16 protein-coding genes are annotated in these 23165 nt (G+C 60.5%); 10 read left to right on the plus strand and 6 right to left on the minus strand.

Annotated elements, in window-relative coordinates; translation table 11 throughout:
* Positions 1-187: 187 nt before the first annotated feature.
* Both cysS and K3819_RS18580 read right to left on the minus strand, forming a co-directional pair.
* A complete protein-coding gene (gene cysS / locus K3819_RS18575; protein WP_221397673.1) occupies positions 188-1570 on the minus strand; it encodes a cysteine--tRNA ligase in 1383 nt (460 codons plus the stop codon).
* Positions 1571-1590: 20 nt separating this feature from the next.
* Complete coding sequence (locus tag K3819_RS18580; protein ID WP_221397674.1) at positions 1591-3291, minus strand: glutamine--tRNA ligase/YqeY domain fusion protein; 1701 nt, start codon at positions 3289-3291, stop codon at positions 1591-1593.
* A 250-nt stretch (positions 3292-3541) separates the two neighbouring features.
* On the opposite strand from K3819_RS18580, the gene K3819_RS18585 reads away from it, so the two are divergent.
* Together K3819_RS18585 and lpxH are read left to right on the plus strand one after the other, a co-directional pair.
* Positions 3542-4048, plus strand: a complete 507-nt coding sequence (locus K3819_RS18585; RefSeq protein ID WP_221397675.1) for a peptidylprolyl isomerase — start codon at positions 3542-3544, stop codon at positions 4046-4048.
* Positions 4045-4797: a UDP-2,3-diacylglucosamine diphosphatase gene (gene lpxH, locus K3819_RS18590; protein ID WP_221397676.1), complete on the plus strand. Its 753-nt coding sequence runs from the start codon at positions 4045-4047 to the stop codon at positions 4795-4797. The genes K3819_RS18585 and lpxH overlap by 4 nt, the downstream gene beginning before the upstream one ends.
* A 60-nt stretch (positions 4798-4857) precedes the next feature.
* On the opposite strand, the gene K3819_RS18595 is transcribed toward lpxH, so the two are convergent.
* The 4 genes from K3819_RS18595 to K3819_RS18610 all read right to left on the minus strand — a co-directional run bounded on the left by K3819_RS18595 (position 4858) and on the right by K3819_RS18610 (position 9702).
* Positions 4858-6387, minus strand: a complete 1530-nt coding sequence (locus tag K3819_RS18595; RefSeq protein ID WP_039767480.1) for a DHA2 family efflux MFS transporter permease subunit — start codon at positions 6385-6387, stop codon at positions 4858-4860.
* A 155-nt stretch (positions 6388-6542) separates the two neighbouring features.
* On the minus strand, positions 6543-7745 hold the full coding sequence (locus K3819_RS18600) for an efflux RND transporter periplasmic adaptor subunit (protein WP_039767481.1): 1203 nt from the start codon (positions 7743-7745) through the stop codon (positions 6543-6545).
* Between the two features lie 15 nt (positions 7746-7760).
* Positions 7761-9230, minus strand: coding sequence for an efflux transporter outer membrane subunit (locus tag K3819_RS18605; protein WP_221397677.1), 1470 nt, complete (start codon positions 9228-9230; stop codon positions 7761-7763).
* The gene (locus K3819_RS18610; protein WP_085612677.1) at positions 9220-9702 is read right to left on the minus strand and encodes a MarR family winged helix-turn-helix transcriptional regulator; all 483 of its coding nucleotides are present in this window, start codon (positions 9700-9702) and stop codon (positions 9220-9222) included. The genes K3819_RS18605 and K3819_RS18610 overlap by 11 nt, the downstream gene beginning before the upstream one ends.
* Positions 9703-10057: 355 nt before the next feature.
* Between K3819_RS18610 and K3819_RS29505 the strand changes: the two genes are divergently transcribed.
* The 8 genes from K3819_RS29505 (at position 10058) to K3819_RS18650 (ending at position 23153) form a co-directional block, all read left to right on the plus strand.
* Entirely contained in the window at positions 10058-11062 is a 1005-nt protein-coding gene (locus tag K3819_RS29505; RefSeq protein ID WP_085644029.1) for a fimbrial protein, read from the plus strand.
* A 93-nt stretch (positions 11063-11155) separates the two neighbouring features.
* Positions 11156-13966: an ATP-binding protein gene (locus K3819_RS18620; protein ID WP_085612679.1), complete on the plus strand. Its 2811-nt coding sequence runs from the start codon at positions 11156-11158 to the stop codon at positions 13964-13966.
* Entirely contained in the window at positions 13953-15140 is a 1188-nt protein-coding gene (locus tag K3819_RS18625) for an EAL domain-containing protein (RefSeq protein ID WP_085612680.1), read from the plus strand. The genes K3819_RS18620 and K3819_RS18625 overlap by 14 nt, the downstream gene beginning before the upstream one ends.
* Positions 15141-15227: 87 nt before the next feature.
* Positions 15228-18389 (plus strand): hybrid sensor histidine kinase/response regulator, encoded by a 3162-nt coding sequence (locus K3819_RS18630; protein ID WP_221397678.1) that lies wholly within the window; start codon positions 15228-15230, stop codon positions 18387-18389.
* A 22-nt stretch (positions 18390-18411) separates the two neighbouring features.
* The gene (locus K3819_RS18635) at positions 18412-19059 is read left to right on the plus strand and encodes a response regulator (protein ID WP_085612682.1); all 648 of its coding nucleotides are present in this window, start codon (positions 18412-18414) and stop codon (positions 19057-19059) included.
* Positions 19060-19168: 109 nt separating this feature from the next.
* On the plus strand, positions 19169-19756 hold the full coding sequence (locus tag K3819_RS18640) for a fimbrial protein (protein ID WP_011334439.1): 588 nt from the start codon (positions 19169-19171) through the stop codon (positions 19754-19756).
* A gap of 72 nt (positions 19757-19828) precedes the next feature.
* Positions 19829-20578 (plus strand): molecular chaperone, encoded by a 750-nt coding sequence (locus K3819_RS18645; protein WP_221397679.1) that lies wholly within the window; start codon positions 19829-19831, stop codon positions 20576-20578.
* 85 nt (positions 20579-20663) lie between these two features.
* Positions 20664-23153 carry a fimbria/pilus outer membrane usher protein gene (locus tag K3819_RS18650; RefSeq protein ID WP_085612684.1) on the plus strand — a complete coding sequence of 830 codons (2490 nt, stop codon included), beginning with the start codon at positions 20664-20666 and terminating at the stop codon, positions 23151-23153.
* Positions 23154-23165: the final 12 nt, after the last annotated feature.

A 23165-nucleotide genomic window follows, 5' to 3' on the forward strand; every position in this document is an offset into this window, starting at 1 on the left:
CGCCGCTGATGAGCATCCTGCCGCGTGCGCTATCAAGACCCATGCGAATACCAAAAGCAATCACACATTGTCTGGATCGTTCCCTCGCGGAGCGTGGGAACGATCAACTGTCTGCGTGAGAACGATCAGTAGGGACAGAAAAACAAAACCCGCACAAGGCGGGTTTTGTTTGTAACAGGCGCAGCAATCAGTCAGCCAGACGCCAAGTCGTGCCGCCCTTGCCGTCCTCCAGCACCACGCCCATGGCGGTGAGCTGGTCGCGGATGCGGTCGGATTCGGCCCAGTCCTTGCCGGCCCGTGCCGCCAGACGCGCAGCGATCAGCGCCTCGACTTCGGCTGCATCGACACGCCCTTCGGCGCCGGCCTGCAGGAAGTCATCGGCTTCGAGCTGCAACACACCCAGCACGCTGGCCAGTTCTTTCAGGCGTGCCGCCAGACCGGCCGCAGCCTCGAGATCGCTCTCGCGCAGACGGTTGATCTCACGCACCATCTCGAACAGCACCGCGCAGGCTTCCGGCGTGCCGAAGTCGTCGTTCATCACCGTGGTGAAACGCTCGACGAACGCTTCGCCGCCCGCCGGCGCCACATTCGGCAGGCCTTTCAACGCGTGGTAGAAACGCTCCAGTGCGCCCTTGGCGTCCTTGAGGTTGTCTTCCGAGTAGTTGATCGCGCTGCGGTAGTGGCTCGACACCAGCAGGTAACGCACGACTTCCGGGTGGTACTTGTCGAGCACGTCGCGAATGGTGAAGAAGTTGTTCAAGGACTTGGACATCTTCTCGCCATTGATACGGATCATGCCGCAATGCATCCACGCGTTGGCGTAGGTCTTGCCGGTGGCCGCTTCGCTCTGGGCGATTTCGTTTTCGTGGTGCGGGAACTCGAGGTCGCTGCCGCCGCCATGAATGTCGAACGTCTCACCCAGGCAGCAGGTGGACATCACCGAGCACTCGATGTGCCAGCCCGGACGCCCGGCGCCCCACGGCGATTCCCAGCTCGGCTCGCCCGGCTTGACGCCTTTCCAGAGCACGAAGTCCAGCGGATCTTCCTTGGCTTCGTCGACCTCGATCCGCGCACCGATGCGCAGGTCTTCGATCTTCTTGCGCGAGAGCTTGCCGTAGCCCATGAACTTGCCGACGCGGTAGTACACGTCGCCATTGCCCGGGGCGTAGGCGTAACCCTTGTCGATCAGGGTCTGGATCATCGCGTGCATGCCAGGGATGTGATCCGTGGCGCGCGGCTCCATGTCCGGCTTCTGGATGTTCAGGCGCGCTTCGTCTTCGTGCATCGCGGCGATCATGCGCTCGGTCAACGCTTCGAACGACTCGCCGTTCTCGTTGGCCCGGTTGATGATCTTGTCGTCGATGTCGGTGATGTTGCGCACGTAGGTCAGGTCATAACCGCTGAACCGCAACCAGCGGGTCACCAGGTCGAACGCGACCATGCTGCGGCCGTGGCCCAGGTGGCAGTAGTCGTACACGGTCATCCCGCAGACGTACATGCGCACCTTGTTGCCATCCAGCGGCTTGAAGATTTCTTTGCTCTTGGTGAGCGTGTTGTAGATCGTAAGCACGGTGTTTCCTTAAGACTTGATCACTGGCCCCACGAATCACGCAGGGTCACGGTACGGTTGAATACCGGCTGACCTGGTTTCGAGTCCTTGATATCCGCGACGAAGTAACCTTCGCGCTCGAACTGGAAACGGTCTTCCGGCTGTGCGTTGCCCAGCGAGGGTTCAGCACGACAACCGGTCAGCACTTGCAGTGAGTCAGGGTTGATGTTGTCCAGGAAACTCGCGCTGTCTTCGGCCTTCTCCGGGTTCGGAGAACGGAACAGGCGATCGTACAGACGCACTTCGCACTCGATGCTGGCACCGGCCGGCACCCAGTGGATCACGCCCTTGACCTTGCGGCCTTCAGGGTTCTTGCCCAGGGTGTCCGGATCGTAGGAGCAACGCAGCTCGACGATGTTGCCGTCGGCGTCCTTGATCGCTTCGTCGGCACGGATCACGTAGCTGCCGCGCAGACGCACTTCGCCATTCGGCTCCAGGCGCTTGTAGCCTTTTGGCGGTTCTTCCATGAAGTCATCGCGGTCGATGTAGATTTCACGGGCGAACGGCAGCTGGCGCACGCCGAGTTCTTCTTTCTGCGGATGACGCGGCAGTTCGAGGTTCTCGACCTGGCCTTCCGGGTAGTTGGTGATCACGACTTTCAACGGACGCAGCACGCACATGGCGCGCGGGGCGTTCGCGTCCAGGTCCTGACGGATGCTGAACTCGAGCATGCCGAAATCGACCACGCCGTCGGAACGGTTGGTGCCGATCATCTCGCAGAAGTTGCGGATCGACGCCGGGGTGTAGCCACGGCGGCGGAAGCCCGACAGCGTCGACATGCGCGGATCGTCCCAGCCGTTGACGTGTTTCTCGTCAACCAGTTGCTTGAGCTTGCGCTTGCTGGTGATGGTGTAGTTGAGGTTCAGACGGCTGAACTCGTACTGACGCGGGTGCGCCGGCACTGGCAGTGCGTCGAGGAACCACTCGTACAGCGGACGATGGCTTTCGAACTCCAGGGTGCAGATCGAGTGGGTGATGCCTTCGATGGCGTCCGACTGACCGTGGGTGAAGTCGTAGTTCGGGTAGATGCACCACTTGTCACCGGTCTGGTGGTGATGGGCGTGGCGGATGCGGTACATGATCGGGTCGCGCAGGTTCATGTTCGGCGAGGCCATGTCGATCTTGGCACGCAGTACGCGGGCACCGTCCGGGAACTCACCGGCGCGCATGCGGGCGAACCAGTCCAGGTTCTCTTCAACCGAACGGTCGCGGAACGGGCTGTTCTTGCCCGGCTCGGTCAGGCTGCCGCGGTATTCCCTGGCTTGCTCGGGCGTCAGGTCGTCGACGTAGGCCTTGCCGGCCTTGATCAGCTCGACGGCCCAGTCGTGCAACTGGTCGAAGTATTGCGAGGCGTAGCGCACTTCGCCGGACCATTCGAAGCCCAGCCATTTGACGTCGCTTTCGATCGCGTCGATGTATTCCTGGTCTTCCTTGGCCGGGTTGGTGTCGTCGAAACGCAGGTGAGTGACGCCGCCGAACTCCTGGGCCAGGCCGAAGTTCACACAGATCGACTTGGCGTGGCCGATGTGCAGGTAGCCGTTGGGCTCAGGCGGGAAACGGGTGACGATCTGCGTGTGCTTACCCGAGTCCAGGTCCGCCTGGATGATCGGGCGCAGGAAATTGACCGGCGTAACGGGGCCGGTCTTGGAATTCGAGGTAGGGTCGACAGTGGGCTTGCTCATAGGATCCTTGAACGTACAGTGCGCGGCCGGGACACGGGCCTGACAAAACAAAGCCGCTATCATAGCCGATGCTGTCAAGCCCCTGACAGAGCAGGGCTTAAAAGGAATGCATTTAATCGCCGGGTTTTGAAAAACAGCCTCGAAATTCGCGCCTGTCACGCTAAACTGCGCACCTTGGCCCCCACGGGCTGAACCGGTACGGGGCCCAAATGTCCCAATACCCACGAATTCCTTATAAAGAGCATCGATCATGACTCAAGTTAAATTGACCACCAACTTCGGTGACATCGTCCTGCAACTGGACGCTGAAAAGGCGCCTCTCACCACCGCCAACTTCATCGAGTACGTTAAAAAGGGTCACTACGAGAACGTCGTGTTCCACCGCGTCATCAAAGGCTTCATGATCCAGGGCGGCGGTTTCGAGCCAGGCATGAAAGAAAAGAAAGACAAGAGCCCGAGCATCCAGAACGAAGCCGACAACGGTCTGAAGAACGACAAGTACACCATCGCCATGGCCCGTACCATGGACCCGCATTCGGCTTCGGCGCAGTTCTTCATCAACGCCTCCGACAACAGCTTCCTGAACCACACCGCCAAGACCGCTCAGGGCTGGGGTTATGCCGTGTTCGGTAAAGTGGTTTCGGGCACCGACGTTGTCGACAAGATCGAAGGCGTTTCCACCACCTCCAAGGCAGGCCACCAGGACGTACCCGCAGACGACGTGATCATCGAGAAAGCCGAGATCATCGAAGCGTGATATTGCTGATTTCAGACTTGCATCTGGAAGAGGAGCGCCCGGACATTACCCGGGCGTTTCTGGATTTACTCGCCGGACGCGCCCGCTCGGCGAGTGCGTTGTACATTCTGGGCGACTTCTTCGAGGCGTGGATTGGCGACGACGCCATGACCCCCTTCCAGCGTTCCATCTGCCAGGCCCTGCGCGAACTCAGCGACAGTGGCACGGCCATTTTTCTGATGCACGGCAATCGCGACTTCATGCTCGGCAAGGCCTTCTGTAAAGAGGCCGGCTGCACGCTGTTGAAGGACCCGAGTGTCGTGCAGTTTTACGACGAACCGGTGCTGCTGATGCACGGCGACAGCCTGTGCACCCGCGACGAAGCCTATATGAAGCTGCGCCGCTACCTGCGCAATCCGCTGAGCCTGTTCATCCTGCGCAACCTGCCCTTGCGCACCCGGCACAAGCTCGCGCGCAAGCTGCGCAGCGAAAGCCGGGCGCAGACGCGGATGAAGGCCAATGACATCGTCGATGTCACGCCGGAGGAAATTCCGCGGATCATGCAGGAATACGGGGTGAAAACCCTGGTTCACGGGCACACCCATCGCCCGGCGATCCACAAGTTGCAGATCGGCGATCAGGCGGCGAAGCGAATTGTGCTGGGGGATTGGGATCGTCAGGGTTGGGCGTTGCAGGTGGATGAGAACGGGTTTGCGTTGGCGCCATTCGACTTCGCGCCGCCGCCAGCACTGCCCGCCCCCGCAATCTAAAGCCAAACCCAAAAACAAATGTGGGAGCGGGCTTGCTCCCACATTTGACCGTACTTCGGATCAGTGACCGCTGGCGGCCGGGCCTGCCTTGGCAGCGAATGGCGGCTTGGCCAGCCACACAATCAGAATCAACCCCATGAACCCCCAGCCCAGCAACGTGAAGTAATCCACGGTGGAGAGCATGTACGCCTGACTGGTGAGGATCTGATCCATCTGCGCATAGGCCGATTGGCTCGCGCCACCCAGCGAATGCAAGGTCTCGCGAGTCGCTGGCTCGAAGGTGCTGATGCTCTCGCTCATATAGGCATGATGCTGATCCGCCCGGCGAATCCAGATCCACGTAGTCAACGACGCCGCAAAGCTGCCGCCCAGTGTCCGCAGAAACGTCGCCAGACCCGCGCCATCGGCAATCTGGCTCGGCGGCAGGTCCGACATCAGAATGCTCAGGGTCGGCATGAAGAACAGCGCCACGCCAATCCCCATGAACAACTGCACCAGGGCGATGTGCTGAAAGTCCACTTCGTTGGTGAACTCGGCGCGCATGAAGCAGCTCAGGCCGATCGCCAGGAACGCCAGCCCGGCCAGCAGGCGCAGGTCGAACTTGTGCGCGTACTTGCCGACAAACGGTGAAAGCAGCACCGGCAGAATGCCGATCGGCGCCACCGCCAGACCGGCCCAGGTCGCGGTGTAGCCCATCTGGGTCTGCAACCACTGCGGCAGGATCAGGTTGATGCCGAAGAATCCGGCGTAACCCAATACCAGCACCAGCGTGCCGATGCGGAAGTTGCGATAGGCAAACAGCCGCAGGTTGACCACCGGATGCTGGTCGGTCATTTCCCAGATGACGAACACCGCCAGCGCGATCACCGAAATCGCCGCGCCGATGATGATGAAGTTCGACTCGAACCAGTCCAGGTCATTGCCTTTGTCGAGGATCACCTGCAACGCGCCCACGCCGATGATCAGCGTGATCAGCCCGACGTAATCCATCGGCTGATGGCTGGTGACCACCGGGCGCTTGGCCAGCTGCTGGCGCACCACCATCACCGCGAAGATCCCGATCGGCACGTTGATGAAGAAAATCCACGGCCAGCTGTAACTGTCGGTGATCCAGCCGCCGAGGATCGGCCCGGCAATCGGCGCCACCACCGTGACCATCGCCAGCAACGCCAGGGCCATGCCCCGCCTCGCCGGCGGATACACCGCAATCAGCAGTGTCTGGGTCATCGGGTACAACGGCCCGGCCACCAGGCCTTGCAGCACGCGGAAGCCGATCAGTTCCGGCATCGATGTGGAAATACCGCAGAGGAACGAAGCCAGCACAAACAGGATGGTCGCCCACAGAAACAGCTTTACCTCGCCGAAGCGACGGCTCAGCCAGCCGGTGAGCGGCAGCGCAATGGCGTTGCTCACGGCGAACGAGGTGATGACCCAGGTGCCCTGCTCCGAACTCACGCCGAGGTTGCCGGAAATGGTCGGCAACGCCACGTTGGCGATGGTGGTGTCGAGCACCTGCATAAAGGTCGCCAGCGACAGGCCGATGGTGCTGAGCAACAGGCTGGGCGGCGTAAAAGAGGCGTTATTGCTCATCGTGAATCCTATGAAGCCGGGTTGGCGCCGTGTCTGTTACAGACGCAGTCGCCCTTTGTGGGAGCGAGCCTGCTCGCGAAGACGGCGGTTCAGCCAACAAAACTGTTGAATTGAAAAATCGCCATCGCGAGCAGGCTCGCTCCCACAGGATGGGATCAGCGTTGCGCAGTCTTGCTGACCGCTGCGCTGTTGTCGTGGATCAACTGGGTGATCATCGCGTCGGCTTCGGCCAGTTGGCGGTCGTAGACGTTGGTGCTGAACGAGGCCTTTTGCGGCGGTTGCTGGGCCAGTACCGGGCCGCTCTGGTCGTGCAGGTTGACCTCGACATTGGTCGACAGACCGACGCGCAGCGGGTGTTTGGCCAGCTCTTCGGCGTTGACGTGAATCCGTACCGGCACACGCTGCACGATCTTGATCCAGTTACCGGTGGCGTTTTGCGCCGGCAACAGGGCGAACGCGCTGCCGGTACCCGCGCCGAGGCTGTCGATGGTGCCGCTGAACTTGACGTCGCTGCCGTAGATGTCCGACTCGATTTCCACCGGTTGGCCGATGCGCATGTCACGCAGCTGGGTTTCCTTGAAGTTGGCGTCGATCCACAGCTGATCCAATGGAATCACCGCCATCAGCGCAGTGCCCGGCTGCACACGCTGGCCAAGTTGCACGGTGCGTTTGGCGACATAACCGGTGACCGGCGCGATCAAGGTGCTGCGCGCGTTGGTCAGGTAGGCCTGACGCAGTTGCGCGGCGGCGGCCATCACGTCCGGGTGCGAGGAGACCACGGTGTCATCGACCAGCGCGCTGGTGGTTTTCAACTGCTGCCTGGCGTTGGCCAGGGCGTTTTGTGCCGAGGTCAGGTCATCGCGGGCGTGGGACAGTTCTTCCTGGGAAATCGCCCCGCCGGCCGCGAGATTTTTCCGCCGGTTGAAGTTGTCCTGGGCTTTCTGCACTTCGGCCTGTTGCGCATTGACCTGGGCCTTCATGCCGTCGACGTTGCTGTACAGGCCGCGAACCTGACGCACGGTGCGGGCCAGATTGGCCTTGGCACTTTGCAGACCGACTTCGGCGTCGTTCGGGTCGAAGTTGATCAGCACCTGGCCTTCGTGCACCAGATCGCCATCGTCAGCACCGATGCTGACCACGGTGCCGGTCACCAGCGGGGTGATTTCCACCACGTTGCCGTTGACGTAGGCGTCGTCGGTGCTTTCGCTCCAGCGCCCGATGAATTCGTGATACGCCCAGACACCGGCACCGGCGAGGGCAACCACAACGGCCAGCACCAGCAGCATCACCTTGCGTTTGCGCGGATTGCCAGTGTCCTGGGCGTTGTCTTGAGCTTGTGTGTTTTCGGCAGTGGCCATGACAAGTACCTTGAATTAGTTGTTCGGCGTGGCTGGGGTGGCGTTGGCTGCGGTCAGGGTTTCACCCTGGAAGCCGCCGCCCAGCGCTTGCATCAGTTGAATCGACAGGTCGATCTGCTCGGCATTCAGGTTGGCCAGCTGACGCTGGGCCTGCAGTAATTGCTGCTCGATGCTGAGCACGTCCAGGTAGTTGCCGATGCCGGAACCGTAACGCTGGACGACGGTGTTGTAAGAATCCTGGGCAATCTCGGTCGCGTGCTGCTGGGCGCCGATCTGCCGGCCGATGTCACGCAGCTGGTTGATCGTGTCGCTGACATCGCCCAGGGCTTTCACCAGGCTTTTGTTGTACTGCGCCACGGCGAGGTCGTAATCGGCGTCGCGGGCATCGAGGTTGGCGCGCAGGCGCCCGCCATCGAAGATCGGCACCGAAATCGTCGGGGCAATGTTGAAGAAGCGACTGGCGGAGCCGAACATCGCGTCCCCCAACAAGGATTCGGCACCGGCGGAAGCCGACAGGTTCAGGTTGGGATAGAAGCGGGTCTTGGCCGAGTCGATGTCCTTGCTCGCCGCCTCGACACGCCAGCGCGCGGCGACCAGATCCGGGCGACGGCCCAGCAGTTCGGCTGGCAGCACCGAGGGCAATGCCACGGCGCTGGCTTGCAGAACTTTCGGTCGAGCGATTTCGTTGCCGCGATCCGGGCCTTTGCCGAGCAGCACGGCCAGGGCGATTTTCGCGCTGTTCAGGCGTTTTTCGGCGTCGATCAGGCTGGCTTCGGAGCTGGCTTCCAGACTTTGGGTCTGCTGGAACTGGTACTGGCTGTCGATCCCCGAGCTCAAACGACGCTGGCTCAGGTCGAGCATCTGTTTGGTGCGCTTCAAATCTTCGTTGGCCAGGTCATAGACGATGTGCGCCTGACCCAGATCGCTGTAGGCCCGGGCCACATCAGCGGCGAGAGTCAGTTGCGCAGCCTGACGGTCGACTTCGGCGGCGCGGGCCTGGCCGAGTGCGGCCTCCCAGGCTTCACGCTGACCGCCCCACAGGTCGAAGTTGTAATTGAAGCCGGCGCTGATGTTGCGCACGGTGGAGTAAGCCCCACCCTGCCCCAGCGGATCCTGATTCCGGGCCAGACGCGAACGGCTGATGCCGGCGCTGGCGTCGAGGGTCGGATAACGCTCGGCATCGGCGGCATACGCGGCGGCGCTGGCCTGATGGGCACGGGCGTCGGCGATCTGCATGTCCGGGCTGTCTTTCAGGGCTTCGCGAATCAGGCCGTCGAGCTGCGGATCGCCGAGGCTGGTCCACCAGTCGCTCTTCGGCCACGCGGCCTGGGACAGGGTCACACCGTTGAGCGATTGCCCGGTCTGCAGGGTTTTCGCATCGAGGCTGGTGCTCTGGGTATCGAGGCCACTGTAGTTGGCGCAACCGGCGAGGATCATCGCCGACAGCACCAGTGTCAGGCTGCTGCGCAAGGTTTTACCGCTCATTGTGTTCACCTAACCGCTGGAGGGTGATCGGGTCACCGGCTGCCAGCAAAATTTTCTTGAGGATGTATTCCAGGGTTTTCAACTCGTCCGGGGTCACGGCGCCGGCCAGTTCATTCATGGCATCGGCGCCGATGTGCGGCAGGCGATCGGCCAGTTGCTGGCCCTGCTCGGTGAGTTTGAGTTGCACCTGACGGCGATCGCCTTCGCTGCGTTGGCGAACCAGAAAGCCTTTCTGCTCCAGACGGTCGAGCATGCGGGTCATCGAACCGCTGTCCAGCGACAGGTGCCGGCACAGCTCGGCCGGGGTGTCGACGCCGAACTGGGCCATGATGATCAACACCTTGAACTGCGCGGCGGTGATGCCGTGGGGTTCCATGTGGGTGTCGATGATCTTGTCCTTGAGTAAAGCGGCGCGGCCGAGCAACAGGCCGAGATGGCAATGCTGGAATTCGTCAGGGGTGAAATGCTTCATGTGCTCACCTAATAACTGCCTAGGCAGTGAATGTATGTCGAGATGTTACTGCCTAGGCAGCGAATGTCAACGTAATAGTTAGGGGGCTTGCTAATCAGATGACCAGTGGCTTTGGTTTGGGCGATGGGTAGGCGTTGGAAAGCGTTGCCTGTAGGAGTGAGCCTGCTCGCGATGAGGCCATCAGCCGCACCGTTGATGGTGAATGAAAGGACGCCATCGCGAGCAGGCTTACCCCTACAGGGGAGCGCATTCCGATGTGAAGAGCGCCGGTGCTTTCTAGGAATCGCCTGATGTCCAGCTTTGAGTGTCGCGGCTAACGTACGCCGCTCATTGGCCGATACGTAAAGCCCTCTTCATGAAGCGTTTCCAACCGCAGCGCCCTACCCCGATCACGAAATTGATTCACACGCTGTGCCTGACGCTGCTCTTCGCGTCCAGCTACGCGGGCGCGGCTAATTGCTCGTTCTACCCAAACCATCATCAAACAACTCTCACTATGCAAGTACCCGCTACACTTTCCATTCCTCGTGACACACCTAACGGCACCCTAATATATGAAAGTCCGCCAATCACACTCGGCCCTACGCCCAGCTCATATAAATGCACTAACGAGTTTTCATATGGTGTTTTGAACAACGTCGGCGTGTCTAAATCGGGCGACCTTGTTTACGCGATAGGAACCACTGGACTTGCATGGCAGTGGTCTTTCAAAGACAACGTAACCATACCCATTTATCCGGGCATTCGGCGAGAAGCGGGTGGATACGGATGGGACACCACAAGACACGTGCTACGACTATTCAAAATAGCGGATGTAATCGGTGTACAGAAAATCCCGGCAGGTACACTTGGGGTTTTCCATGCAGACGGTGTATCACCAATGACAATGGCGACCAACGGCGTAACGATCGTACCTCAATCCTGTGAAACGCCTGATATCCAGGTAGACATGGGATCACACGACATCAGTATATTCGCCAATAACGGAGCCTATTCTGAACCGGTCAAATTCGACATAAGCCTCAACAACTGTCCATCAGGCATTAATAAAGTAACTTATACACTCAAGCCTACTTCAACTTCTCCCTCGCAAAATTCAACGAGGGGCATCGTAAAGCTGAGTGCAGATTCGACTGCTGAGGGTTTGGCCTTGCAAATACTCAACACGGATGGAACGCCTTTGGTTTTACATCAAAGCTATGTGTTCGCGGACTATCCCACTGCGGGAGGCAACTTGAAAATCCCCCTGAGCGCCCGATACTTTCGCATTGCTGAAACAGCTGGCAATGGCGGGTTTGACAAGGGCATGCGCGCCGGATCAGCCAACGCAACGATTGCCTTTGTCATGAGTTACCTGTGAATCCATTAACGCGTTGCCACAGCCGATTGTTCGCCCCCCCTCTTTAGGAATTGTCTGATTTTCGTCGTGCCCGGCCCGCCCTACTGTGCCGGGATGCGCTTGAAGAACTACCTCCATCAGATCAGCCCGGTGCTGTCCACGCCCCACGCGGCGCGACGCTTGTTGCGCATTTTCGCGCTGGTGTTGCTGGTGGGCATTCTCGGCGGCGTGTACAGCTTCCTGCTGTTCACCTTCAACAGTGAGATTTCCCAGCGGCGCAGCTACATGAGCAGCGCCATCGCCGAGGCGCATACGTTTTTCACCACCCGTGAAGCGCTGCTCGAAAGCCTGAGTCTGTCGGCGACCCGTCAGACCGCGCTGAGCGCGCCGCTATCCGAAGAGGAGATCCGTCTGCTGCTCGGACAAACACCGGGCAAGCAGTGGAGCATCTGGCTGACCCAGCGCATGCGCGACTATCTGCAAGCGCGCAAATTGAATCTGCTGTACGTCAGCAGCGGCGCCGAAGCCCAGGTCTGGCGCTTGTACAACACGACGCCCATGGCCGACGACTTTCCGCACGAGATGCTTGATCGCCTGGAAACCCTCAAGCACGGCAACAACAGTGCCTTGAAAGAAATCTGGCTGACCCACAACTGGCAAGGGCACTCGCAGCTGTACATCTTCATTCGTCTGGATGAACGCGATCTGGAGTCCGGTTGGCTCGGCCTGGAAATGGACGACCGTGAAGTGGCCACTGCCTTGAGCGACCACAGCGCCGGCGAGTTCACCATGTTCAATTCTCAGGGCATGCCGTTATTCAGCAACAGCCACAAACCGCCGCCCGGGCAGAATCTGCCGCTGCTGCGCCAGCAGGATTTCTTCGGTTTCGTCGGAGAAGGCTGGCTGCCCGAGCAACTGGTATTGCGCAAACAACTTAAATCGTCGGATTGGCAGCTGACCTACTCCATCGACTTGCTAGCGGTGTTGTGGGCCCTGTGGCCGCAAATGCTCGGCGCGCTGGCGTTCTGTCAGGCGAGTATCAGTCTGGTGTGGCTGTTGATCCGGCGCCTGGAGCATCGCTTCATCACCCCGACCCTGCACCGGATTCAGGCGCTGGTGGAAAGCGAGTTGTTCAGCCGCGATGTGATCCAGACCGCTCCGGTGGCGCTCTGTGTGTTGCGGCGCAGCGACGCTCAGGTGGTACTGGAAAACACGCTCGCGCAGCAATGGCTGGGCGCGTGCAGAGAGCAACTGGGTCGCGGCTGGATCCGCGCGGCATTTGCTGAACACGCGCCGTGCCTGACCGACTATTTCGAGACCGCCGACGGTCGCCACCTGTACCTGAGTTGCGCGCCGACCCGCTACAAGGGCGAAGACGTGTTGTTTTGCGCCTTCAGCGACATCAGCGCGCGCCGGCAAATCGAAGCGGCGCTGGAGCAGGCGCGGCAGTCGGCCGATGCTGCCAACGAAGCGAAAACCCTGTTTCTGGCGACCATGAGCCATGAAATCCGCACCCCGCTGTATGGCGTGCTCGGCACTCTCGAACTGCTCGCTCGCACTCAGCTCGACACTCAGCAGAAAAGCTACTTGCGCGCGATCGAAGGCTCGTCCGCGACCCTTCTGCAATTGATCTGCGACGTGCTCGACGTGTCGAAAATTGAGGCCGGGCAACTGGCGCTGGAACTCAGTGACTTTTCCATCGTTGCCCTGGCCCAAGAGGTTGTGCAGGGCTACGCGGCGGCGGCGCAGAGCAAAGGTTTGCAGCTCTATGCCTGCTTCGATCCGCAGCTGCCCGACAGCCTGATCGGCGACATCAGTCGTGTCCGGCAGATCCTCAACAATCTGCTGAGCAATGCGGTCAAGTTCACCGATTCCGGACGCGTGGTGCTGCGGGTCAACGTGCTGTCCCGCGAAGGCGAGCGCGTCTGCGTGCAATGGCAGGTATCGGACACCGGGCGCGGCATTGCCCACGATGATCAGACATTTATTTTCGAGCCGTTTTACCAGACCCAAGGCAACAGCCACGTCGTTGCGGGCACTGGGCTGGGCCTGCCGATCTGTCTGCGGCTGACGAATTTGATGAACGGCACCCTGCAGATGGTCAGCGAACCGGGGCTGGGCAGCAGTTTTTCCCTGACCTTGCCGCTTGAGCAGCGCACGGGCAACACGCCGCCTGAAACACAACCGAAACTGGCGGGCGACATCGTTTATTTGGTGTCGCCAGTACGCGAACTGGCCGACAGCCTCGCTGGCTGGCTGCGCCGCTGGGGCGCTCGCCCGCACGTCGGCGCGCCGGCCAGTCACGCGCCTGCCGACGGCGGCGTATTGCTTGAGCTGTATCCGGTGCCGATGGATCAGCACAGCGAACTGCGCTGGTCAGGGCCACGCGTGCTGGCCAGCGGCGCGGGCGCCTGTGAGCCGCAATGCACAGTCGACGGCTGGATAGCGAATCTGAACGATCTGGCCGCGATCCGCCAGGCTGTGCGCCAAGCTCAGGGCGGCGCCGTTATCGAGCATCAGCAGACACAGACCCAGGCGTTGGCGCCGCTGCAGCTACACATTCTCGTCGCCGAAGACAATGCCATCAACCAATTGATTCTGCGCGACCAGCTGCAAGAACTCGGCTGCACGGTGGCGCTGGCCAGCGATGGCGAAGAGGCCTTGTCGCTATGGCAGGCCAACACCTTCGATGTCGTGCTCAGCGACGTCAACATGCCGCGCCTCAACGGTTATGAACTGGCCAAGGCCCTGCGCAGACTGGGCTGCACCACGCCGATCATCGGCGCCACCGCCAACGCCCTGCGCGGCGAAGAGGCGCTGTGTCTGGCCGCCGGCATGAATCACTGCCTGATCAAACCTTTTACGCTAAGAGCCTTGTCGATCGTCCTGGCTCCCTACCACCGAGTCGCTCATGAAGTCCCCTAGCCTGCTGATTGTCGAAGATCACCCGTTCCAGCATCTGTACTTGCAGAACCTGTTCAACGAGTTGGGCGTCTTCGATCTGGAGTTTGCCAGGGACGGCGAAGAAGCCTTGCGGCGCCTGAAAAAACGCGAGTTCGACCTGGTGCTCACCGACCTGCTGATGCCGGGCATGGATGGCGTGCAGTTCATTCAGGGCCTGGCCGCGCAGCCCTCCCGCCCGGCACTGGCGATCATGAGCGCCGCCTCACGGCGCATGCTGATGGGCGCGAGCCTGGTGGCGAGCAATCTGCAGGTCAAAGTCATCGGGCTGATTTCCAAACCGGTCAACAGCGCCGCCCTGCGTTGCCTGATCGACCAGTTGCAGGCGCTGCGTCAGGACGTGCCGATCGCCACGCAGGCTGGCATCGACCGCCAGAGCCTTGTACGCGCGTTGGATAACGGTGAGCTGCAAGCCTGGTTTCAACCAAAAAAGGCGTTGGACAATGGTCGCATCGTCGCCGCCGAAGCACTGGTACGCTGGGCTCACCCGGAACACGGCACGTTGTTGCCGGGAGTTTTTCTACCGGCGCTGATCGCCTGCGATCTCGAAGAGCACCTGCTCTGGCGGGTACTGGAACAGGCAATGGCCGCCCAAGCGGTATGGCGCCAGCAGGGCTATGACATTCCGGTGTCGATCAACCTGCCGACGCACCTGCTCAACAGCCACGACCTGCCGGATCGCATCCTCGCTTTTGTCCTGCACCACGACGGGCTGCCGGCGCGGATCTGTTTCGAGCTGATGGAGTGCTCGGTGCCCGATGACATCAGCAACTTCTACGCCGGTGCCTGCCGCTTGAGGATCAAGGGTTTCGGCCTGTCACAGGATGATTTCGGCAAGGGCTACAGTTCCTACATGAACCTGGTCTCGGCCCCTTTCACCGAACTGAAAATCGACCGCGCGCTGGTACAGGGTTGCAACCGCAACGCCGAACTGGCGCAGGCGCTGACCAGCATTGTCACGTTGGGCCGGCAACTGGGTCTGACGGTGGTCGCCGAAGGCGTGGAAACCGCGCAGGAACTTGCTCTGTTGCGTAAAATCGACTGCACTCAGGTTCAGGGTTTCCTGATCTCCCACGCCGTGTCTTCGGAACAGTTCCAGCAGTTGCTCTGTCATGACGGACCGGCGAATGTCTGGTGATCTGCAGCTCGCGGCGGACGACCACCACTTGCCATCGAGGTCAGCCGTGTTCAAACGCTTACCCACTTTTATCGACCGAGCGTATTGATGCCGCACCCCAATGCCCTGCTGGAAAAACTTGCCAACAGCTCGCAGCGCCTAAACAAGGGCTTACTGATCCTCGGCGCGCTTGCGCTGCTGTTGCTGGGTATCAGTTATCTGGGCGTGCAGCGCATGGTGGAAGAACAGCGCGATACCCTGCAGTTCCACTTCGCCCGACTGATGGAAAACATTCGCGAGCAGGAGGCCTTTCTCGACGCGATCTCTAGGGCCAGCGCCAAGGGTGTGTACTTTGCCGAGGCTGTGACGCCGCCTGTTGTCCAAAAGCTTTTGCCCGAAGAAGGGCCGAACATTTACGAAGGCCGTGGGCTGCCGTTTTCGCTGCCGTTCAGCGTAAAGATCGATCCGGAGCGAATCGCCCCCAGCCAACACCCCAAGGTGTTTGTCCTCGGCAGCTATCTGGCAGCTTACTACAGCGCCTTCTGGGCAGCCTCGCATTACCAGTCTCCGCAGGTGATCCTGCTCAACGGGCCGGACAATTACGATATCGCCGTGCCTGCCACCGGCCGTTTGCGCGGCGCCGGGCCAACGCAGGTCGGCCGGTTCGTCGAACTCATGACCCAAATGAACATGCAGCGCCACGCACAGACTTCAGAGCAAGTGCACTGGGCTCCCTACCCGTTCGAGCAGGAAAACGATGGCACCCCGAGCCTGCTGGCTTACGTGCGGATCAACCTGAGTAAACCGACGCTGAGGATTGAGGGGGCGAACTCCTGGGTGCTGCTCGGCTCGCTGTTGAAACTGTCCCAGGTCAACAATATCGAGCGTTTGATGGAGTGGTCGATCTACGACGATTTCACCCTGATCACGCCCAACGGCACAGCGTTGATCGGTGCGCTCAAGCCAGACCAAGTGCTCGATGACGGCGCGAACCTGACCCGCGACGGCCTGGTGTTCAAGCTGACCAGCCCCGGCGACCAACGCTGGACGGCGATCTATGTGATCAGCGTGCAGAGTTTTCTCGATTACGCGCTGTGGCCACTGCTATGCCTGCTGGCACTGGTGCTGGCGCTGCTTGGCAGTGGCCGCGCGCTCAATCGCTGGTACACCCAACGCGTTATCCTCCCCGCGCAAACTGCCCACGCCAGCATCGCCGAAAGCGAAGCCTTCAGCCGTGCGGTCATCGACACCGCGCCGACCGGCCTGTGCGTGATCAGCCGCCGCGATCATCAGGTGTTGCTGGAAAACCAGCTCGCCCAGCAATGGCACGACACTGGCGAACTGATCAGCCTGCTTGACCAGCAGGCAGCGACTGGCCATGGTCATGCCGAACTGGAGATAGACAGCCGGCATTTGCATGTCGCTTTCGTCGCCACTCGTTATCAGGGTCAGGATGCCTGGCTGTGTGCGCTGCACGACGTCACCCGACATGTGGAAGACGCCGCGGCACTGGAAGTCGCGCGTCAGGCCGCCGACTCGGCCAATCAGGCCAAGAGCCGGTTTCTGGCGACGATGAGTCATGAAATCCGTACGCCGCTGTATGGCGTGCTCGGCACTCTGGAGCTGCTCGGCCTGACCGCCCTCGCCCCACGCCAACAGGATTATCTGGAGACCATTCAGCGCTCGTCGGCCAGTCTGTTCAAGTTGATCAGCGATGTGCTGGATGTGTCGAAGATTGAGGCCGGGCAGATGAACCTCGAGCTTCAGCCGTTCTGCCCGCTGGAACTGACCGAAGACGTGGTGCGCAGCTACGCCGCTTTTGCCCGCGGCAAAGGGTTGCAATTGTATGCCTGCATTGATGCAGCACTGCCGGATCACTTGCTCGGTGATGCGCAGCGCATTCGCCAGATCCTCAACAACCTGCTTAGCAACGCGATCAAGTTCACCGATAACGGCCGTGTGGTCGTGCGTGTTCGTGTGCTGCAAAACTCAAGCGGTCGAGCCCGGGTGCAGTGGCAGGTCAGCGACTCGGGCGTGGGCATTTCCCAGGCGCAGCAACAGCAATTGTTCGACCCTTTCTACCAAGTCAACGAAGCCGACAGTCATGCCGGCGCGGGTCTCGGTCTGGCCATTTGCAAATGGCTGTGCGAGTTGATGCACGGCGAGTTGAACGTGGTCAGTGAACCGGGACTAGGCAGCTGCTTCAACTTGCAACTGATGCTCGATTGCGCACCGGGCAGCCTCGCCGATTGCCCGGCGATCGGCGCCGACAGCCCCGCCGTCTACGTGCGTGCGCCAGTCGCTGAACTGGCGCAACATCTGATGGCGTGGCTGAACCGCTTTGGCCTCGACTGTCGACTGGTGACCAACGAGCTGCCGCCGCCTTCGGCGCTGCTGGTCGATCTTGCACCACTGGCCAGCGCTACAGCTTTCGCTGGCCGGCGAATCGTCGCCATTGCCGCTGGCCCCAACCCGGCGCAGGTGAGCGGCAATGACTGGCAGGTCGATGCCGACGACGTGCGCGCGATCGGCTGGGCGATTGCCCTCGCCGTGCACGGCGCCGGTCAGCAGCGCACGCCGTCGCGGCAGGCAAACACCCGAGCGCTGAATCTGCGCGTGCTGGTGGCCGAGGACAATGCGATCAACGCGGGGATCATCAAGGAACAACTGGAGGCGCTGGGCTGCTCGGTGGTTGTCGCAACCAATGGCGAACAGGCTCTGGCGCACTGGACACCGGGGCGCTTCGACTTGCTGCTGACCGACGTCAACATGCCGGTCATGAACGGTTATCAACTGGCCGCAGCACTGCGCGAGCAGGATGCGACATTGCCGATCATCGGCGTCACTGCCAATGCCTTGCGCGAAGAAGGCGAGCGCTGCGCCGCCGTCGGCATGAACGCGTGGATGGTCAAACCGCTGAACTTGGCGACGCTGCGTGCGCAACTGCAAAGCCACTGCCATATCGCTGTCGCGCCGGTCGCCGATACCCCGCCGACGCTCTCGCCGAAAATGCGCGAGCTGTTTGTCGTAACCCTGCGCCGCGACATTCACACCACCCTCAACGCGCTCGACGCAGCCGATGCCGACAGCGTCGCGCGGCAACTGCACAGCATGGCCGGGGCACTGGGCGCGGTGCAGATCCCGGCCCTGGCCAGCGCATTCGTCGAACTGGAATGTCGCCTGACCGGCATGGCCGTAACCCCGGCGCTGGGCGGTGAGGTGCGTCAACAACTGGCGCGCCTGAGCGACCTGCTCGATGCCTTTGAATAATTTCACTCTGGATAAAGCACCCATGGAAACCTTCAATGTTGTCATCGCCGATGATCATCCCATCGTCCTGCTGGGGGTGCGGGAACTGGTCGAGCGTGACCACCACTTCAGCGTAATCGGCGAAGCCGTTTGCCCCGATGAGTTAATCGATTTGCTGAAGACCCAGCCGGTGGATCTGTTGATCACCGATTTCAACATGCCCGGTGACTCGCGTTACGGTGACGGACTGAAGCTGGTGGAATATGTGACCCGGCATTTCCCCCAGGTGCGGGTGCTGGTCCTGACCATGATTTCCAATCCGTTGATCCTGGCCCGTCTGCAGGAACTGGGTGTACTGGCGGTGATTCAGAAAAGCCAGTTGCACGTTGAAATAGAAGTGGCGCTCAAAGCCATTGCCAAAGGCCATACGGTTCGCAGCAAACAACCCGCACCCACTTCGGTGCTGGACAACAGCGCGGACCTGGATGAACGCTTTGCCCGCTTGTCGCCCAGAGAACATGAAATCCTGCGGTTGTTTGTGCAAGGACAAGGCGTCAATGAAATAGCACGAGGACTTAACCGAAGTGCCAAAACAGTCAGTACACAGAAAGTTTCAGCCATGCGAAAACTTGAAGTAAACAGCGATCAGGAGTTAATGACTTATTGCATCGAGCGCAACTTGTTCAACTAGACAATTGCGCACTTCAGCATGACTTGCCGCGCATCTAGGAATCGTCTGATGTTCCAGCGCAAGTACGCGATTTATTGTGTTGCTTTAACCCCACCAATGGAAAAGCAACATGAAAAAGCTGTCTCGCACGCTTCTCGCCTTGTCGATCTTCGCTGCCGGTAATGTTCTGGCGGCCGATCCTGTTTCGCCAACCAAGGCTGGCAGCGGCACCATCAATTTCACAGGTACCATCAACAACGATGCCTGCTCGGTCGAAGGCGCCGGCAAGGACAAGACAATCTCGGTCAACATGGGCGAAGTGTCGATCAAGGACATGGGCACCGCCACCGCGCCGAAAGGCAACGGCACCCTGAGCGTCGAAAACTTCGACATGAAGATCAACTGCAATGCCGGGACCAAGGTGGCGATGATCTTCGAACCGACCAAGGGCGCAGGTTCAGGCATCGAAACCGGCACCAAGGTCTTGAAACTAATCGACGGCCTGGGCTCGGCAAAAGGCATCGGCATCGCCCTGCTTGACTCCAACGGCGCGGTGATCGACCTGACATCGCCAACCACCGCGCGGATTGAAAACACCCTGCAAGACAGCAACACCACGCTGAAATTCTCGGCCGCCTACGTGACCACCGTCGATCCGAAACTGGCGGTCGCCGGTCGCGGCGATGCGACCCTGCCGTTCACCCTGCAATACGAATAATCGCGCGATTCATCGAACCAGTGCGGGGCGCAACGGCCCTGCACTTCCCTTCACTTTGCGCGGTAATTGTTCATGTTCCTACGTCATTCCCTATCCCTGTGCGTCGGCCTCCTGGGCCTGTTCGCCGTCAATCAGGCCATGGCCGGCATTTCGTTGAGCAGCACCCGGCTGATTTTCGATGGCAACCACAAAGAAGCCAGCATCACAGTGCGCAACAGCGGTGCAGACGTGTTGGTTCAGTCCTGGGTCGACACCGACAGCGACGAAGCAGGTTCAGCGCCGTTCGCCGTCACCCCGCCTCTGGTGCGGGTCAGCGGCGATCAACAACAGATTCTGCGGGTTATCTACGAAGGCACCGGCATGCCCGGCGACCGCGAGTCAGTGGTGTGGCTGAATGTCCAGGAGATCCCTCAATCTGCGAAAACCGCGAACACCCTGCAACTGGCGGTGCGTCAGCGCATCAAGGTGTTCTTTCGCCCCGCCGGTTTGCCAGACAAAGCCTATCAAGCGCCGACCGAGTTGCGCTGGCGACTGATCGAGCGCGCCGGCAAAAGCATGTTGGTGGTGAACAATCCAGGGCTCTATCACGTATCGATTGCCGATATAACAATGCAAGCGGGCGCCAGCAGCGAAAAGCCATTCGATTCGATGATGATTGCGCCCGGCGAACAAAAAGAGTTCGCACTCAAACAACCCAACGCGGCCAGTTCTGCGCAACTGTCATTCAGCAGCATCAACGACTACGGCGCCCGAGACCGTTATTTCGCGCAACTTTCCGGCAGCGCCGAAGTTAGCGCCAGCCTTGATAAAGAATCGCCATAACTCGCGTGCCGCTTTATCAGCCGCACTTTCACTGTATTTCTCTTCGCTCCGTTAGTTCGTATCGGAGGTGATATAGGGTTCCTGCATGTTTTTTTTAAAGCGCGATGGATTGGCGCCGTTTTCGGTTGCACTGGTCGTCAGCACAACTTGCCTGGCCGATGGCGAAGAACAATTCAATACATCGTTTCTGCAAGGCGCGACGTCTGCCGTCGATCTGCAGACCCTCCTCGCCGGCAGCCAGGTTCTCCCCGGCACTTATCGGGTCGACCTGTATGGCAACGACACCCTGGTCGGCCGTCGCGATATCGATTTTCGCCACCATCCCGACAGCCACAAGGTCGAAGCCTGCCTGACGCTGGACATGCTCAAGCAACTGGGTGTGGATCTTGGCAAGCTGCAGGCCAGCGGCAAACTGGACAGCGCCGCCGCCGACACCTGCCTTGATCTGCCCGCGCTGATCGATCAGGCCACCGTGCGCTATGACGTGCCGCGCCTGCGCTTGCTGGTCAGCGTGCCGCAAAGCGCCATGGAGCGTGGCCGCCGTGGTTATGTCGATCCGGCGCTGTGGGACGAAGGTGTACCCGCAGCGTTCATCAACTATCAGGTGAGCAGCAACCGCAACAGCACCGACGTCGATACCACGATCGCCAATAACGTCGGCCTACGCAACGGCATCAACCTCGGCGGCTGGCGCTTGCGCAACGAGTCCAACTTCAACAGCAGCACCGGTCGGCCGAGCACGTTCAAGAGCAATCGCAGTTATCTGCAACACGACGTCACCGCGCTGAAGGGCCAGTTCAGCGCCGGCGACATTTTCTCTGATGCCGACCTGTTCGACAGCGTGCGCTATCGCGGCGTGAAACTGGCCTCCGACGATGGCATGCGTGCCGACAGCGAGCGCGGTTATGCGCCGGTGATTCGCGGCATCGCACAATCGAGCGCGACCGTGGAGATTCGCCAGAACGATTACATTCTGTACACCGCCAACGTGCCACCCGGGCCGTTCGAAATCAGCGACATATATCCCAGCGGCTCCAACGGCGATCTGGAAATCACCGTCATCGAAGCCGACGGTCGGCGCCGGGTCACGGTGCAGGCGTTTTCCAGCCTGCCGATCATGGTGCGCGAGGGGCAACTCAAGTACAGCGTTTCGGCGGGCCGCTACAACAGCAACAGCGATGATCAGCAATCGCCGGAGTTCGTCAGCAGCACGGTGGCTTACGGTGTCAGCAGCAATTTGTCGGCGATCGTGGGCACCCAGGCCAGCGAAGATTTCCAGGCGTTTTCCGTTGGCGCCGGGCGCAACACTGCGATCGGTGCGATCTCGCTGGACCTGACCCACTCCAGCAGCCGCACATTTGCCCAGACCGTCAAGGGCAACAGCCTGCGCGCGCTGTACGCCAAGACGTTCACCGGCACCGACACCAACTTCACCCTCGCCGCTTACCGCTATTCGACCGAGGGCTATCGAACCTTCAGCGAACATGTCGAGGAGCTGAACAGCGAGGGCCAGAAGCGCACCGGCAACTCGAAAACCCGCACTGACCTGACCGTCAACCAGAGCCTTGGGCGCAACCAGCAGTTCGGCAGTATTTACCTCAATGCCAGTGACCAGCGCTACTGGGGACGAGGCGGTTCGCAAAGCCTGGCGGCCGGTTACAGCAATTATTGGGGCGATGTCAGCTACAACCTCAGCGCGACTTACACTAAGGATGTCGCCAACTATGGGCCGGCGAACAACGACACGTTGTTCAATCTCTCAGTGTCGTTTCCCTTGGGTTCGAAACCCCGCGCGCCACGCGCTTTCGTCTCGGCCAGCTCGCAGAAGGACACCAGCAGTACCCAGGTCGGCATCAACGGCTATCTGTCCGAAGACAGCGACACCTACTACTCGGTACAAGGCGGCAACAGCCGCACCGGCGGCAGCACCGGCTCGGCCAATATCAGCACACGAACGTCGGTGATGGACATCAGTGCCGGTTACAGCCAGGGCCGTGGCTACAACTCGCAGAATCTCAATGTTGCCGGTTCGATTGTCGGTCACGCGGGCGGCATCAACCTCGGGCAGACCGTCGGTGAGACGTTCGCGCTGGCACAGGTCGAGGGCGTTGAAGGCGTGAAGATCGCCAGCTTCTCCGGGGCGAAAACCGCTGGCAACGGTTATGCGGTGGTGTCCAACGCGCAGCCGTATCGGGTCAACTGGATCAGCCTCGACACCCGCGATCTGGGCGGTGATTTCGAAATTGAAAACGCCACCCGGCAAGTGGTACCGCGCCGTGGTGCCGTGGTACTGGCGCGCTATGCCAGCAAGACCGGGCGTCGGGTGCAATTCGCCCTGTTCGATGTGCAGCACCAGCCAATCCCGTTTGGGGCGTCACTGGAAGACGCCGCCGGCAAGCAACTGGCGATCTCCGACCCAAGCGGCAAGGCACTGGCGCTGGTCGCGGACGCCGCCGGCACCCTGACCATCAACTGGCAAGGCCAGCGCTGCGAGGCGTCGTATGCACTGCCCGAGCGTGACAAGGCGTTGAATTACGAGCGCGCATCGTTGGTATGTCGCCCGGATCAAAACTAGGAGCGAGATTGC

The organism is Pseudomonas sp. 3-2, from assembly GCF_019710535.1.
In the GTDB taxonomy this organism is placed as follows: domain Bacteria; phylum Pseudomonadota; class Gammaproteobacteria; order Pseudomonadales; family Pseudomonadaceae; genus Aquipseudomonas; species Aquipseudomonas pharyngis.

Bases quoted from the DNA above. Each gene is read 5' to 3' on its own strand.
- K3819_RS18625 (WP_085612680.1), top strand. From the start codon at position 13,953: ATGAAGTCCCCTAGCCTGCTGATTGTCGAAGATCACCCGTTCCAGCAT.
- K3819_RS18600 (WP_039767481.1), bottom strand. From the start codon at position 7,745: ATGGCCACTGCCGAAAACACACAAGCTCAAGACAACGCCCAGGACACT.
- K3819_RS18630 (WP_221397678.1), top strand. From the start codon at position 15,228: ATGCCGCACCCCAATGCCCTGCTGGAAAAACTTGCCAACAGCTCGCAG.
- K3819_RS18640 (WP_011334439.1), top strand. From the start codon at position 19,169: ATGAAAAAGCTGTCTCGCACGCTTCTCGCCTTGTCGATCTTCGCTGCC.
- K3819_RS18580 (WP_221397674.1), bottom strand. From the start codon at position 3,291: ATGAGCAAGCCCACTGTCGACCCTACCTCGAATTCCAAGACCGGCCCC.
- K3819_RS18610 (WP_085612677.1), bottom strand. From the start codon at position 9,702: ATGAAGCATTTCACCCCTGACGAATTCCAGCATTGCCATCTCGGCCTG.
- K3819_RS29505 (WP_085644029.1), top strand. From the start codon at position 10,058: ATGAAGCGTTTCCAACCGCAGCGCCCTACCCCGATCACGAAATTGATT.
- K3819_RS18645 (WP_221397679.1), top strand. From the start codon at position 19,829: ATGTTCCTACGTCATTCCCTATCCCTGTGCGTCGGCCTCCTGGGCCTG.
- K3819_RS18585 (WP_221397675.1), top strand. From the start codon at position 3,542: ATGACTCAAGTTAAATTGACCACCAACTTCGGTGACATCGTCCTGCAA.
- K3819_RS18595 (WP_039767480.1), bottom strand. From the start codon at position 6,387: ATGAGCAATAACGCCTCTTTTACGCCGCCCAGCCTGTTGCTCAGCACC.
- K3819_RS18620 (WP_085612679.1), top strand. From the start codon at position 11,156: ATGCGCTTGAAGAACTACCTCCATCAGATCAGCCCGGTGCTGTCCACG.
- K3819_RS18605 (WP_221397677.1), bottom strand. From the start codon at position 9,230: ATGAGCGGTAAAACCTTGCGCAGCAGCCTGACACTGGTGCTGTCGGCG.
- K3819_RS18635 (WP_085612682.1), top strand. From the start codon at position 18,412: ATGGAAACCTTCAATGTTGTCATCGCCGATGATCATCCCATCGTCCTG.
- K3819_RS18650 (WP_085612684.1), top strand. From the start codon at position 20,664: ATGTTTTTTTTAAAGCGCGATGGATTGGCGCCGTTTTCGGTTGCACTG.